This window comes from Klebsiella sp. ME-303, assembly GCF_007910085.1.
Lineage (GTDB): Bacteria > Pseudomonadota > Gammaproteobacteria > Enterobacterales > Enterobacteriaceae > Klebsiella > Klebsiella michiganensis.
The window spans coordinates 165,820-179,503 of record NZ_VOJB01000072.1 but is presented as its reverse complement, the minus strand read 5'-3'; the positions used below and the strand labels follow the sequence as shown (position 1 = coordinate 179,503).

The 13,684-nt window shown below is 55.3% G+C and carries 16 protein-coding genes; 12 read left to right on the top strand and 4 right to left on the bottom strand.

The annotated features are described in order from the left end of the window. Positions 1–261: 261 nt before the first annotated feature. Entirely contained in the window at positions 262–1,242 is a 981-nt protein-coding gene (locus tag FQK12_RS11610; RefSeq protein ID WP_014226838.1) for a type IV pilus twitching motility protein PilT, read from the bottom strand. A 16-nt stretch (positions 1,243–1,258) separates the two neighbouring features. On the opposite strand from FQK12_RS11610, the gene FQK12_RS11605 reads away from it, so the two are divergent. From FQK12_RS11605 to FQK12_RS11570, 8 genes are all read left to right on the top strand, one after another. Further along, positions 1,259–1,963: a YggS family pyridoxal phosphate-dependent enzyme gene (locus FQK12_RS11605; RefSeq protein WP_014226839.1), complete on the top strand. Its 705-nt coding sequence runs from the start codon at positions 1,259–1,261 to the stop codon at positions 1,961–1,963. Positions 1,964–1,980: 17 nt separating this feature from the next. Next, entirely contained in the window at positions 1,981–2,547 is a 567-nt protein-coding gene (locus tag FQK12_RS11600; protein WP_004105714.1) for a YggT family protein, read from the top strand. Continuing rightward, the gene (gene yggU, locus FQK12_RS11595; protein WP_004854155.1) at positions 2,544–2,834 is read left to right on the top strand and encodes a DUF167 family protein YggU; all 291 of its coding nucleotides are present in this window, start codon (positions 2,544–2,546) and stop codon (positions 2,832–2,834) included. Before FQK12_RS11600 ends, yggU begins: the two co-directional genes overlap by 4 nt. Before the next feature lie 12 nt (positions 2,835–2,846). Next, complete coding sequence (locus FQK12_RS11590) at positions 2,847–3,440, top strand: XTP/dITP diphosphatase (protein WP_004854157.1); 594 nt, start codon at positions 2,847–2,849, stop codon at positions 3,438–3,440. After that, positions 3,433–4,569, top strand: coding sequence for a radical SAM family heme chaperone HemW (gene hemW, locus FQK12_RS11585; RefSeq protein ID WP_014226840.1), 1,137 nt, complete (start codon positions 3,433–3,435; stop codon positions 4,567–4,569). The genes FQK12_RS11590 and hemW overlap by 8 nt, the downstream gene beginning before the upstream one ends. Before the next feature lie 304 nt (positions 4,570–4,873). Next, positions 4,874–5,860 carry a TRAP transporter substrate-binding protein gene (locus FQK12_RS11580; RefSeq protein ID WP_014226841.1) on the top strand — a complete coding sequence of 329 codons (987 nt, stop codon included), beginning with the start codon at positions 4,874–4,876 and terminating at the stop codon, positions 5,858–5,860. 46 nt (positions 5,861–5,906) lie between these two features. Continuing rightward, positions 5,907–6,410, top strand: a complete 504-nt coding sequence (locus tag FQK12_RS11575; protein WP_014226842.1) for a TRAP transporter small permease — start codon at positions 5,907–5,909, stop codon at positions 6,408–6,410. Then, positions 6,410–7,711, top strand: coding sequence for a TRAP transporter large permease (locus FQK12_RS11570; protein WP_004105725.1), 1,302 nt, complete (start codon positions 6,410–6,412; stop codon positions 7,709–7,711). The genes FQK12_RS11575 and FQK12_RS11570 overlap by 1 nt, the downstream gene beginning before the upstream one ends. 48 nt (positions 7,712–7,759) lie before the next feature. Here FQK12_RS11570 and FQK12_RS11565 read toward each other — a convergent pair whose 3' ends face one another. The 3 genes from FQK12_RS11565 to trmB are packed head-to-tail and all read right to left on the bottom strand — an operon-like array spanning position 7,760 to position 9,575. Next, a complete protein-coding gene (locus FQK12_RS11565; RefSeq protein WP_009651812.1) occupies positions 7,760–8,479 on the bottom strand; it encodes a DUF2884 domain-containing protein in 720 nt (239 codons plus the stop codon). A gap of 50 nt (positions 8,480–8,529) precedes the next feature. Further along, positions 8,530–8,856: a YggL family protein gene (locus FQK12_RS11560; RefSeq protein WP_004854168.1), complete on the bottom strand. Its 327-nt coding sequence runs from the start codon at positions 8,854–8,856 to the stop codon at positions 8,530–8,532. Next, positions 8,856–9,575 carry a tRNA (guanosine(46)-N7)-methyltransferase TrmB gene (gene trmB / locus FQK12_RS11555; protein ID WP_004854170.1) on the bottom strand — a complete coding sequence of 240 codons (720 nt, stop codon included), beginning with the start codon at positions 9,573–9,575 and terminating at the stop codon, positions 8,856–8,858. Before trmB ends, FQK12_RS11560 begins: the two co-directional genes overlap by 1 nt. A 136-nt stretch (positions 9,576–9,711) precedes the next feature. On the opposite strand from trmB, the gene mutY reads away from it, so the two are divergent. From mutY to FQK12_RS11535, 4 genes are all read left to right on the top strand, one after another. Beyond that, positions 9,712–10,770 (top strand): A/G-specific adenine glycosylase, encoded by a 1,059-nt coding sequence (mutY, locus tag FQK12_RS11550; RefSeq protein ID WP_014226843.1) that lies wholly within the window; start codon positions 9,712–9,714, stop codon positions 10,768–10,770. Between the two features lie 27 nt (positions 10,771–10,797). Continuing rightward, positions 10,798–11,073, top strand: coding sequence for an oxidative damage protection protein (locus FQK12_RS11545; protein ID WP_004854175.1), 276 nt, complete (start codon positions 10,798–10,800; stop codon positions 11,071–11,073). Between the two features lie 50 nt (positions 11,074–11,123). Continuing rightward, positions 11,124–12,206 (top strand): membrane-bound lytic murein transglycosylase MltC, encoded by a 1,083-nt coding sequence (gene mltC, locus FQK12_RS11540; RefSeq protein ID WP_014226844.1) that lies wholly within the window; start codon positions 11,124–11,126, stop codon positions 12,204–12,206. A gap of 193 nt (positions 12,207–12,399) precedes the next feature. Further along, positions 12,400–13,656 carry a nucleoside permease gene (locus tag FQK12_RS11535; protein WP_014226845.1) on the top strand — a complete coding sequence of 419 codons (1,257 nt, stop codon included), beginning with the start codon at positions 12,400–12,402 and terminating at the stop codon, positions 13,654–13,656. Positions 13,657–13,684 lie beyond the last annotated feature (28 nt).

The window sequence follows — 13,684 nt, the reverse complement described above, 5'->3', positions numbered from 1 at the left end:
CCAAACTTACACCTTGAAACATTATTCCATGGGAATTTTCCTATCCCTGTAAACAGCATAAATCGAATGCCTTAAGAGAGTCAAAAGATTATCAAACTTTTTTCCTGGTTATGGGAGGTTTATGTCAATTCGTTTTTCATAGCGTGCATTATTCGGCTTAATTTTAGGTACTTATTTGTAATATAAAATAATGATACCAAACATTAATAAAACATTATCATAACAAGCCATTGGTATGATGTCTGAATATAAAAGATGCAGCTATAAAAGACCCGCAGCCGTACGTTGCTGAAAGCTTTGCGTAAAAGTTTGCATCCCGAATTGCTGCCCGGTTTGCATCACGCCGGGCAGCTGATGCGTTTTCCCCTCGCGGATCAAATTCGCCACCGCCGGGGTATTAACCAAAAGCTCGTATAGCGCAACTCTTCCGCCAGCAGTATCCGGAAACAATTTTTGTGCCAGCACCGCGCATAAACTTCCCGCCAGCTGGCTACGAACCTGCTCTTTCTCCTGAGCGGGAAAAACATCCACCAGCCTTTCAACCGCCTGTGCCGCACCGCGCGTATGCAGCGTCGCCATAACCAGATGTCCGGTCTCCGCCGCGGTCAATGCCAGGCGGATCGTTTCGCTGTCACGCAGTTCCCCTAGCAGAATGACATCCGGATCCTGACGCAGCGCAGCGCGCAGGGCCGCGGCAAATGAGGGGCAGTGGCGACCGATTTCCCGCTGCTGGATCAGGCAGCGCTCGCTGTGATGAATAAACTCAACCGGATCTTCCAGCGTCAGGATATGGCCATTGAGGCGCTGATTAAGATAGCCCACCATCGCCGCCAGGGTGGTGGATTTCCCGCTACCGGTGGCGCCCGTGACCAGGATAAGCCCGCTCTCCTCATTGAGCAGCTCCGTTAAGGCGGCCGGCGCGCCGAGATCCGCCAGCTGCGGGCAGGTTTCTGCCAGCAGACGCAGGGCCAGCGACAGGCCGCGGTTGTGGACAAATGCGCTGGCGCGCAGGCGCGGGCCGCCGGCCGGAGCCAGCGCGAAATCAACCTGCCCGCAGGCCTGCCACTGGGCGAGCTGCTCGGCGTTGAGCCAATCAGCGAGTATCTTGCCAATATCCGGAGAGGTAAAAGGCGCAGGCTCCAGCTTGCCCTGGCGACGCCAGCGCGGCGTTGAAGCATTGCACAGGTGTAGATCGGAGACGTTATGCTTTACACTAAGGGCCACTATTTCTTCCAGTTCCATAACTCATCCTCGGTATATGAACGATATTGCGCATAACCTGGCACAGGTCCGGGACAAAATCTCAGCCGCTGCCGCACGCTGCGGCCGTGCTCCAGAAGAAGTTACGCTGCTTGCAGTCAGTAAAACGAAACCTGCGAGCGCTATCGAAGAAGCGATGGCCGCAGGCCAGGTCGCGTTTGGCGAAAACTATGTTCAGGAAGGGGTGGAGAAAATCCGCTACTTTCAAGAGACCGGGGCAAGCGGGCTACAGTGGCACTTTATCGGGCCGCTGCAGTCCAATAAAAGCCGCCTGGTGGCCGAGCATTTTGACTGGTGCCATACCGTCGATCGACTCAAAATCGCCGCTCGCCTCAGTGAACAGCGCCCTGCTCACATGCCGCCACTCAACGTGCTGATTCAAATCAACATTAGCGATGAGCAGAGCAAGTCGGGCATTCCCGTTGACGAGCTGGACGCGCTGGCGGCAGAGATCGCGAAACTGCCGAATCTGCAGCTGCGCGGTTTAATGGCCATTCCCGCGCCAGAGTCAGAATATGTAAGGCAGTTTGCCGTCGCCCAACAAATGGCGGTAGCATTTGCGCGGCTAAAAACGCACTACCCTACCGTCGATACGTTGTCGCTGGGAATGTCGGATGATATGGAAGCCGCCATCGCGGCGGGAAGCACTATGGTGCGCATCGGAACCGCAATTTTCGGCGCGCGCGACTACAGCAAAAAATAAGGAATCTGAGGAACGCCATGAAGACGTTGACTTTCCTGCTCTCAACGGTCATTGAGCTTTACACAATGGTCGTGTTGTTACGCGTCTGGATGCAGTGGGCGCGCTGCGACTTTTATAACCCGTTTTCGCAGTTCGTGGTCAAGGCTACGCAGCCTGTCGTTGGGCCGCTGCGCCGCATTATCCCGGCGATGGGGCCGCTCGACAGCGCCTCCCTGCTGGTCGCCTTTATTCTCTGCGTCGTGAAAGCTATCGTGCTGTTTATGGTCGTCACCTTCCAGCCGATTATCTGGATCTCCGCGCTGCTGATCCTCATTAAAACCGTCGGCTCGCTGATTTTCTGGGTTCTCCTGCTCATGGCAATCATGAGCTGGGTAAGCCAGGGACGCAGCCCGGTGGAATATGTCCTGATGCAGTTGGCCGATCCGCTGCTGCGTCCGATCCGCAGACTGCTGCCATCGATGGGCGGCATTGATTTCTCGCCGATGGTGCTGGTTCTGCTGCTGTACGTGATCAACATGGGTATCGCCGAACTGTTGCAGGCTACCGGCAACGTTCTGCTTCCGGGGCTGTGGATGGCGCTATGAGTGCCGTCGAAGCCTGCGCTGATGGGTTGGTCTTACGGCTGTATATTCAGCCTAAGGCCAGCCGCGACAGCATCGTTGGTTTACATGGCGACGAGCTTAAAGTCGCCATTACCGCGCCTCCCGTTGACGGCCAGGCCAACGCCCATCTGGTAAAATTCCTCGCCAAACAGTTTCGCGTAGCGAAAAGCCAGGTGCTTATTGAGAAAGGCGAACTGGGCCGCCACAAACAGATAAAAATCATTCATCCGCAGCAGATCCCCGATGGGGTCGCCGCCCTGAAAGAATAAACAGGATCTCATATGCAAAAAGTTGTTCTCGCCACCGGCAATCCCGGGAAAGTGCGCGAGCTGGCCTCGCTGCTGGCAGATTTTGGCCTCGATATCGTGGCGCAAACCGAACTGGGCGTGGATTCCGCAGAGGAAACCGGCCTGACCTTTATCGAAAACGCCATTCTGAAAGCGCGTCATGCCGCGCAGATTACCGGCCTCCCGGCCATCGCCGATGACTCAGGTCTGGCCGTCGATGCGTTAGGCGGCGCGCCCGGCATCTATTCCGCCCGCTATTCCGGCGAAGACGCGACCGACCAGCGCAATCTCGAAAAGCTGCTCGATGCGCTGCGCGATGTGCCTGACGATCGGCGCCAGGCGCAATTCCACTGCGTGCTGGTCTATCTGCGCCATGCGGAAGATCCCACCCCGCTGGTTTGCCACGGCAGCTGGCCGGGCATCATCGCTCGTGAAGCCGCAGGCAGCGGCGGCTTTGGTTACGACCCGATATTCTTTGTTCCGACGGAAGGTAAAACCGCAGCGGAGCTGAGCCGTGAAGAAAAGAGCGCCATTTCCCACCGCGGACGCGCGCTCAAACTGTTACTGGAAGCCTTACGTAATGGCTAATTTGCCGCCCCTGAGCCTCTATATTCACATCCCGTGGTGCGTGCAAAAATGCCCGTACTGCGATTTCAACTCGCATGCGTTGAAGGGCGAGGTACCGCACGACGACTACGTTCAGCATCTGCTGAACGATCTGCGGGCCGACGCCCACTATGCGCAGGGACGTGAAATCGGGACTATTTTCATCGGCGGCGGTACGCCGAGCCTGCTCTCAGGCCCGGCGATGCAAACCCTGCTCGACGGCGTGCGGGAAGCTCTTCCCCTGGCGGACAACGCGGAAATCACGATGGAAGCCAACCCCGGCACCGTAGAAGCGGATCGTTTTGTCGAGTATCAGCGCGCAGGTATTAATCGCATCTCCATCGGCGTACAGAGCTTTAGCGAACAAAAGCTCCAGCGTCTCGGGCGCATCCACGGGCCGCAGGAAGCCAAACGCGCGGCAAACCTGGCAAGCGGTCTGGGACTGCGCAGCTTTAACCTCGATTTAATGCACGGTCTGCCGGATCAGTCTCTGGAAGAGGCGCTGGACGACCTGCGTCAGGCGATTGCGCTCAATCCGCCGCATCTCTCCTGGTACCAGTTGACCATTGAGCCAAACACCCTGTTTGGCTCGCGTCCGCCGACCCTGCCGGACGACGACGCGCTGTGGGATATTTATGAGCAGGGGCACAGCCTGCTCAGCGCGGCGGGCTATCAACAATATGAAACCTCCGCCTACGCTAAGCCGGGGTATCAGTGCCAGCATAACCTGAACTACTGGCGCTTTGGCGACTACCTGGGCATTGGCTGCGGCGCGCACGGCAAAGTGACCTTCCCGGACGGGCGCATTCTGCGGACGGCGAAAACCCGCCACCCGCGCGGCTATATGGAAGGCCGTTATCTGGAGCGCCAGCATGATGTGGAAGATGCGGATAAGCCGTTCGAGTTCTTTATGAACCGTTTCCGCCTGCTGGAAGCGGCGCCGCGAGATGAATTCAGCCGCTACACCGGGCTTGATGAGCGTACAATCCGTCCGCAAATCGATGCCGCCATTGCTGAGGGCTATCTGACGGAAGATGAGCGCTGCTGGCAGATTACCGAGCACGGTAAGCTCTTTTTGAACTCCCTTCTCGAATTATTCCTCAGCGAATAAACCTCGCTATGCTTATCCCGTTATAACAATAACGGGATAATTAATTATTCGCTTTTCCCGAAATATCAATATCGCTATTTCCGAATCATCTCAATTCAACATTTCCAATAAAAATAAATTCACATTCATTTATTAAAAATAAATATAACCTACCGCACAAAAATACGTATTTGATCGCCTGATTGCGAAAAAGTGTGAGTCAGACAGCTTAAAGATGTACGACAACAAGGATAATATGTCATACAGAAACAAGGAATACCCTTTAAGATATTGACCAATTACCCTAAGTGCATGGAGCCGACTCATGAAAAAACTCTCTTTTTCTCGTTCTCTGGCGTGTGTATCTCTGCTTGCCCTGCTCGCTTCCGGCGCCAGCGCAGCTGAAAAAGTCACGTTAAAACTGGCACATAACCTCGAACGTAGCCACGTTGTCCATCAGGCCTTTGAGGCGATGTCCAAAGAGGTTAACCAACTTTCCAACGGTGATATGAAGATTCGTATATATCCCAGTAGCCAGATGGGCAGCGCGCGCGAAACGATGGAGCTATTACAAAACGGCGCGCTGGATATGACCAAAGGTTCCGCCAGCGATCTGGAATCATTCGATAACGTCTACGCGATATATAATTTACCGTTCCTGTTTAAAGATCAGAATCACTTCAATAAAGTCGTCTTTGGTGACGTGGGCAAGGAAATTATGGAGTCCACGAAAGATAAAGGATTCTTTGCGCTTTCCGCCTATGTTGCCGGGACCCGCAGTTTTTACACCAAAATGCCCATCACTAAACCGGAAGATTTAAAAGGATTGAAGATCCGCGTCCAGGCCAGCCCGACAACCTTAAAAATGGTCGAATTAATGGGCGGTTCGCCAACCCCTATTTCCTTTGGTGAAGTTTATACCGCCATGCAGCAGGGCGTGGTGGACGGCGCGGAGAACAACGTGCCTTCCTGGGTGCAAACGCGCCATATCGAAATCGCGAAAGTGTTCTCAGAAGATGAACATGCCTCCATCCCGGATTTCCTCGTTATCTCCAGTAAAACCTGGGACAAACTGACGCCGGATCAGCAGCAAATCCTGATCAAGGCGGCGAAAGCTTCCGAAGCGTATCAGCAAAAACTGTGGGACAAGATCGACGCCGACACCCGCGCGCAGGCCAAAGCCATGGGCGGCGAAATTATCAAAGTGGATAAAGCGCCGTTCCGCGCCGCCGTGCAGCCGCTGTTTGATGAGTTCAAAAAAGATCCGAAGCAGGCCGCCCTGCTGGCCAAATTTGAAGCTGCCGCCGAATAACACTTAGCGGGCCAGCCGCTGGCCCGCTTTCATCGGGAAAACAATGATGATACTTAACCGCATAAAGCTGGCGGTGGACCGCACGATCGCCGCATTCTCCGTCGCCGTTATGATTGCGCTGGTTGTTTGCGTCGTCTGGCAGGTGTTCAGCCGCTACGTACTCAACCAGCCCAGCACCCTGACCGACGAGCTGGCGCGCTTTTTGATGATCTGGGTCGGGCTACTGGGTGCGGCATATACCGTCGGCGCCCAGCGTCATCTGGCTATCGACTTACTGGCGATGACACTCCCTCCCCGCAGGCAGGCGCTGCTCAGCGTCATCATTAATCTGCTGATCTTTATTTTTGCCGGATCGGTGATTGTGACCGGCGGCGTGAAGCTGATTGAAAAAACGCTGTCGACCTCCCAGGTCTCAGCGGCAATGCAGATCCCCATGGGCTACGTCTATCTGATCCTGCCGTTAACCGGCCTCATTATGATGTTTTACGCAGTATGTTTTGTCAGCAACGGGCTAAAAAACATGAAGCACGCTGAAGCGGGGGCAAATTGATGGACAGCTATATCGCACTGATGCTATTTGGCTCTTTCTTTATTCTGGTTTTTATTGGCGTACCTATCTCCTTCTCCATCGGCATCGCCACCGTCGGTTCAATGCTGCTGATGTTCCCGTGGGATATCGCGGTGATTACCGTTTCTCAGCGCCTCGCGAACGGCCTCGATAACTTCGCCCTGCTGGCGATTCCATTCTTTATCTTTGCCGGTACGCTGATGAACAGCGGCGGGATTGCCATACGCTTAATCAATCTGGCTCAGGTGATGGTCGGACGCGTACCGGGCTCTCTGGGCCACGTCAACGTGCTGGCAAACATGATGTTCGGCTCGATTTCAGGCTCGGCGGTCGCCGCCGCCGCCGCGGTAGGGGGCACGCTGAACCCCATTCAGACGCAGAAAGGCTACGATCCGGCTTTCTCCACGGCGGTGAACGTCTCGTCGTGCATCACGGGCCTGCTTATTCCGCCGTCAAACGTGCTGATCGTCTTTTCCCTGACGGCGGGCGGCGTGTCGGTCGCGTCGCTGTTTATGGCCGGCTATCTGCCGGGCATTCTGATGGGCCTGGCTATTATGGTGGTCTGTGCCGTCATTGCTAAACGTCGCGGCTATCCGGTTTCTGAACGCCCCACCTGCGCCCAGGCGGCAAAAGCGTTTTTCGACGCCCTGCCCAGCCTGCTGCTGGTGATTATTGTGATGGGCGGGATCCTCGGCGGCATTTTTACCGCTACCGAAGCGTCGGCTATCGCCGTGGTCTACACCTTTATCCTGTCGGTGCTCATTTATCGGGAAGTGAAATGGCGCGATCTGCCGAAGCTGATCCTTGAATCGGTGGTGATGACCTCTATCGTGCTGCTGCTGATCGGCTTTTCCGTCGGCATGTCGTGGGCGATGACCAACGCCGACATTCCCTACATGATAAGCGATGCGCTAATGGGGGTGTCAGAAAACCCGGTGGTGATACTGCTGCTGATTAATATCGTGCTGTTAATCGTTGGGATCTTTATGGACATGACCCCGGCGGTGCTGATTTTCACGCCGATATTCCTGCCCATCGCGCAGGATTTAGGGATGGACCCGGTGCATTTCGGCATCATGATGGTCGCCAACCTGTGCATCGGTCTGCTGACGCCGCCGGTAGGCAGCGCGCTGTTCGTTGGCTGCTCCATTTCCGGCGTTAAAATTCAGCAGCTCATCAAACCGCTGCTGCCGTTCTACGCCGCCCTGCTGATCGCGCTGATGATGATTGTCTATATCCCGCAGATCTCGCTGTTTATTCCGCAGCTGCTGGGGCTGATGTGATCGACTGACCATAATCGCTACCTGCGGGCGCAGGTAGCGAAATAAAACTTACTTTAACGACCCCACCAGCGCTTTGCGGCTCTCTTCGAGGGAGACCACGCGGCTGCAGACATCCTTACCAAACTGCTGGAAATCGGCTTCCTGGTTTTTCCATTCATCCTGAATGGCCGTTTGCAGGCCGCCAAGGCTGCCGAGGATCCCCTGCAGCGGGTTACCGCCGCCTTTAAGAACCGCCTTCGCCCCCATCTCGTTGATGCTATCCTGCAGAATGCCGCCCATCGCCTGATTTACCAGCTGCTGGCCGTCGGCGCGCACCTGATCGATGGCTTTATAGTGGAAGGTCAGGCCATCGTTACGATGTTCAATTATGCGGCTCATTTGCGCTTTCAACTGCGCATCAAGCTTGGTCAGGCGGCTATGCATGCTGCTGCTGGCCCCTACCTGTTCGGTAATAATTTTATCCAGCGCGGCGCGGCCTTTTTCTACCCGCGTGCGGGCGCCTTCATCAATCCACGGCAGGCTGCTGCGCAGGCCAGCCTGATAGTCCTGAGCCTGCTCGCGCTGAGCGGCGTTCAGGGAATACGCTTTACCGTTAAAGGTCAGGTTGCCGTCCGGCTTAATCACCAGATCGCCGTTTTCGCCTTTTACCTGCACCTGCTGCGGGCTGAGGATGACATCGTCACGCGGCGTGACGCTACACTGGTAGTCCGCATGCGCGGACAAAGCGGTGACGGAAAGCGCCAATGCCAACAGCGTTTTGCGCATCATTTAACTCCCTTCAGACAAAACGGGCCGGCAGTTGCCGACCCTTGTCAAACTTAGTCCCACCAGATATCAAAAAGTTCGCTGGTGCGTACATCGGCAAGCCCGCGGTCTTCCAGCCATTTACGTACGATGGCCTGGTGTTCCTCGGTGCATTTGCCGATTTCCTGCAGGCAGATCAGGCCTTCCCAGGAAAGATAACCGCTGCCGTCAAAGGCCAGCTTATTAGGCTCAATCACCTCATCAATCAGATCGTTAACGGTCTGGTCGATCTGCTCTTCGCTGGTTCCATCCGCGAAACGCCACGCGACGGAAAAACCCACTTCCTGAAACTCGTCGATATGCATTTTTTTACGCAGACGACGGCTACGATTCGTTGCCATTATTTCACCCTCTCGAACATTAAGTCCCATACGCCGTGGCCAAGACGATGGCCACGCTGTTCAAATTTGGTTACCGGGCGCGATTCCGGGCGCGGCACATAGTCGTTGCTTTCAGACCGGTTACGATACCCTTCAAGCGAGGACATCACTTCCAGCATATGCTCGGCATATTGCTCCCAGTCGGTCGCCATATGGAAGACGCCGCCCAGCTTCAGTTTACTTTTCACCAGTTCGGCAAAAGGCGGCTGAACGATACGGCGCTTATTATGACGCGCTTTGTGCCACGGGTCAGGGAAAAACAGCTGCACCATGCTCAGGGAGTTATCCGGAATCATCGTATGCAGCACTTCCACCGCATCGTGGCACATGACGCGCAGGTTCTGCACGCCCTCTTCTTCGGCGGACGCCAGGCAGGCGCCGACGCCCGGCGAGTGCACTTCAATGCCGAGGAAATTCTGCTGCGGCTTCTCTTTCGCCATCGCCACCAGCGAAGCGCCCATACCGAAACCGATCTCCAGCGTGACCGGCGCCTCACGGCCAAACAGCGCGGCGAAATCGAGCGGCGCATCGTTAAATTCAACGCCCATCACCGGCCAAATATTGTCCAGCGCGTGCTGCTGACCTTTGGTCAGGCGGCCCTGACGACGGACGAAGCTGCGAATACGGCGCAGCGGACGGCCGTTTTCATCGAATTCCGGAGATATGACGTCGTTTTTCATAAAAGTTAAGTCTGCTTGTGAGAGTGTTCGGAAAACGGGCATTATCCAAAGTTACCCGGCGGATGCAAGGGTTTACAGCCTCTCGCCCTTGTGCTGCAATCTGCCACCTTATAATCGCTATCCCGGAGCCGTAGCTTTGACTTTTCCCGCCGCGCAATTTTCAGCCCAGGTGCTGGACTGGTACGACAAATACGGGCGTAAAACCCTGCCCTGGCAAATCGGCAAGACGCCCTACAAAGTATGGCTCTCCGAGGTGATGTTGCAACAAACACAAGTGGCGACGGTCATCCCCTATTTTGAACGCTTTATGGCGCGTTTCCCAACGATTACCGACCTGGCGAACGCGCCCCTCGATGAAGTCCTGCATCTGTGGACCGGCCTGGGCTATTACGCCCGCGCGCGCAATTTACATAAAGCGGCGCAGCAGGTGGACACCCTGCACGACGGCAAATTCCCACAGACCTTCGATGAAGTCGCCGCGCTGCCGGGCGTGGGTCGCTCTACCGCCGGCGCGATTTTATCCCTTTCTCTCGGTCAGCATTATCCGATTCTCGACGGTAACGTGAAGCGCGTGCTCGCGCGCTGCTATGCTGTCAGCGGTTGGCCGGGGAAAAAAGAGGTTGAGAAACGCCTGTGGGAGATCGCCGAGGACGTCACGCCGGCCAAAGGCGTCGAGCGTTTTAACCAGGCCATGATGGACCTCGGGGCGATGGTGTGTACCCGCTCTAAGCCAAAATGCGAGCTCTGTCCGCTGAATAACGGCTGCGTGGCTTACGCAAATCATTCATGGGCTCAATACCCAGGCAAAAAACCGAAACAGACGATCCCCGAGCGTACCGGCTATTTCCTGCTGATGCAGCACGGCGACGAGGTGTTCCTCTCCCAGCGTCCGCCGGTGGGCTTATGGGGCGGTTTGTTCTGCTTCCCGCAGTTTGAGGATGAAGATGCCCTGCGGGCGTGGCTGGCCCAGCGTCAGATTAAGACCGATAATCTGACGCAATTAACCGCGTTCCGCCACACTTTCAGCCATTTCCATCTGGATATTGTGCCGATGTGGCTTACAGTGCACTCATCCGGCGCATGCATGGATGAAGGGGGCGCACTCTGGTATAACTTAGCGCAGCCGCCGTCCGTCGGTCTGGCGGCTCCCGTGGAGCGCTTGTTGCAACAGTTAAAAGCCGGAGCACCGGTTTAGCTTTCTGGCGATTAAAGAGGATTAAGAATGAGCAGAACGATTTTTTGTACTTTCCTGCAGCGTGAAGCCGAGGGCCAGGATTTTCAGCTGTACCCGGGCGAGCTGGGCAAACGCATCTATAACGAAATCTCCAAAGAAGCCTGGGCCCAGTGGCAGCATAAGCAGACGATGCTGATCAACGAGAAAAAACTCAGCATGATGAACCCGGAGCATCGCAAACTGCTGGAGCAGGAGATGGTTCAGTTCCTGTTTGAAGGTAAAGACGTGCACATCGAAGGCTACACGCCGCCAGAAAAACAGTAAGGGCCTGACGGCCCTTTACAACAATAAACACAACACGCACTCCCGGAATGATGAAAAAATACTTAGCGCTAGCGCTGATTGCGCCTTTGCTCGTTTCGTGTTCCAGCTCAACCAAAAAAGGCGCCGAGTACAACGAGGCGTGGGTAAAGGACACCAACGGCTTTGACATTCTGATGGGCCAGTTCGCCCATAACATCGAGAATATTTGGGGTTATAACGAAGTTCTGCTCGCCGGGCCGAAGGACTACGTCAAATACACCGACCAGTATCAGACCCGCAGCCATATCAACTTTGATGCGGGGACGATTACCGTCGAAACCATCGCCGGCACCGACCCGGCCGGGCGCCTGCGCCAGGCGATTATTAAAACCCTGCTGATGGGCGACGACCCGAACTCCATCGACCTCTATTCCGACGTCGATGATATTCAGATTTCAAAAGAGCCGTTCCTGTACGGTCAGGTGGTGGATAACACCGGCGAGTCGATTCGCTGGGAGTGGCGCGCCTCGCGCTTCGCCGACTATCTGCTGCAAACGCGCCTGAAAAGCCGCAGCAACGGTCCGCGCATGATCTACAGCATCACCATCAACCTGGTGCCGAACCATCTCGACAAACGCGCGCATAAATACATTGGCATGGTCCGTCAGGCGTCGCGCAAATATGGCGTTGATGAGTCGCTGATCCTGGCGATTATGCAAACCGAATCTTCCTTTAACCCCTATGCGGTCAGCCACGCCGACGCGCTGGGGCTGATGCAGGTGGTGCAGCACAGCGCCGGGAAGGACGTATTCCGTTCGCAGGGTAAATCAGGCCTGCCGAGCCGCAGCTATCTGTTCGATCCGGTCAATAACATCGACACCGGCACCGCCTATCTGGCGATGTTGAACAACGTCTATTTGTCCGGCATCACCAACCCGACCTCGCGTCGCTATGCGGTCATCACCGCCTATAACGGCGGCGCGGGCAGCGTGCTGCGGGTCTTCTCCAGCGATAAGGTTCAGGCGGCGAATATCATCAACAACATGACGCCGGGAGATGTTTATCAGACCATCACCAGCCGTCACCCCTCCGCCGAGTCGCGTCGTTATCTGTATAAGGTTAACTCTGCGCAGAAAGGCTACCGCCGCAGGTAATCTCCCTCCAGCGCCCTTGTTTCCTCAAGGGCGTATTCCTTCTGCTATACACAATAGAGTTGCGCAACTGTTTTGCGATTTTCTGCGGCAGTTAACAAAAGCATCCATCGCATAAATGATAGAATCCAACCAAAATAACGCCATAAATGTTATTTAAAACACAAAACAATTCTATATCCGTGAGGATCAAAACATGAATCTTAAGCTGCAGCTCAAAGTACTGTCGTTCCTGCAGTTCTGCCTCTGGGGAAGCTGGCTGACCACGCTCGGCTCGTATATGTTCGTCACCCTCAAGTTCGACGGTGCGGCCATCGGAGCGGTCTATAGCTCACTCGGTATCGCCGCGGTGTTTATGCCGACGCTGCTCGGTATCGTTGCCGATAAATGGATCAGCGCCAAGTGGGTTTATGCCATTTGCCATCTGGTCGGCGCGCTGACGCTGTGGCTCGCCGCCCAGGTCACCACGCCGGGGGAAATGTTCCTCGTCATCCTGCTCAACTCGCTGGCCTATATGCCAACGCTGGGGCTGATTAACACCATTTCGTACTACCGCCTACAGTCTGCGGATATGGATATCGTGACCGATTTCCCGCCGATTCGTATCTGGGGCACCATTGGTTTTATCCTCGCCATGTGGGGCGTCAGCTTCTCCGGCTTTGAACTGAGCCATATGCAGCTCTATATCGGCGCGGCGCTCTCCTTGCTGCTGGTGCTCTTCACCCTGACGCTGCCGCATATTCCGGTGGCCAATCAGCAGAAAAACCAGAGCTGGACCGCCATGCTGGGCCTTGATGCCTTCGCGCTGTTTAAAAACAAACGTATGGCGATCTTCTTTATTTTCTCGATGATGCTGGGCGCCGAACTGCAAATCACCAATATGTTCGGCAACACCTTCCTGCACAGCTTTGATAAAGATCCGCTGTTCGCCAGCAGCTTTATCGTGCAGCACGCCTCGGTGATGATGTCGATTTCGCAGATCTCGGAAACCCTGTTCATCCTGACCATCCCGTTCTTCCTCAGCCGCTACGGCATCAAAAACGTGATGCTGATTAGTATCGTGGCGTGGATGCTTCGCTTCGGCCTGTTCGCTTACGGCGACCCGACCCCGTTCGGCACCGTGCTACTGGTGCTGTCGATGATCGTTTATGGCTGCGCCTTCGACTTCTTCAACATCTCGGGTTCGGTGTTTGTGGAAAAAGAGGTTCGCCCGGAAATCCGCGCCAGCGCGCAGGGGATGTTCCTGATGATGACCAACGGCTTCGGCTGCATACTTGGCGGGATGGTAAGCGGTAAAGTGGTGGAGCACTTTACCGTCGAAGGGATCACCGACTGGCAAACCGTATGGCTGATTTTCGCCGGCTATTCGCTGGTTCTGGCTTTTGCCTTTGTGGCGCTGTTTAAGTACAAGCACGTCCGCGTACCAGCCGGGGCGCAGACCGTCGCACATTAAATAAACGGCTTACCCCAGATTTACGAGT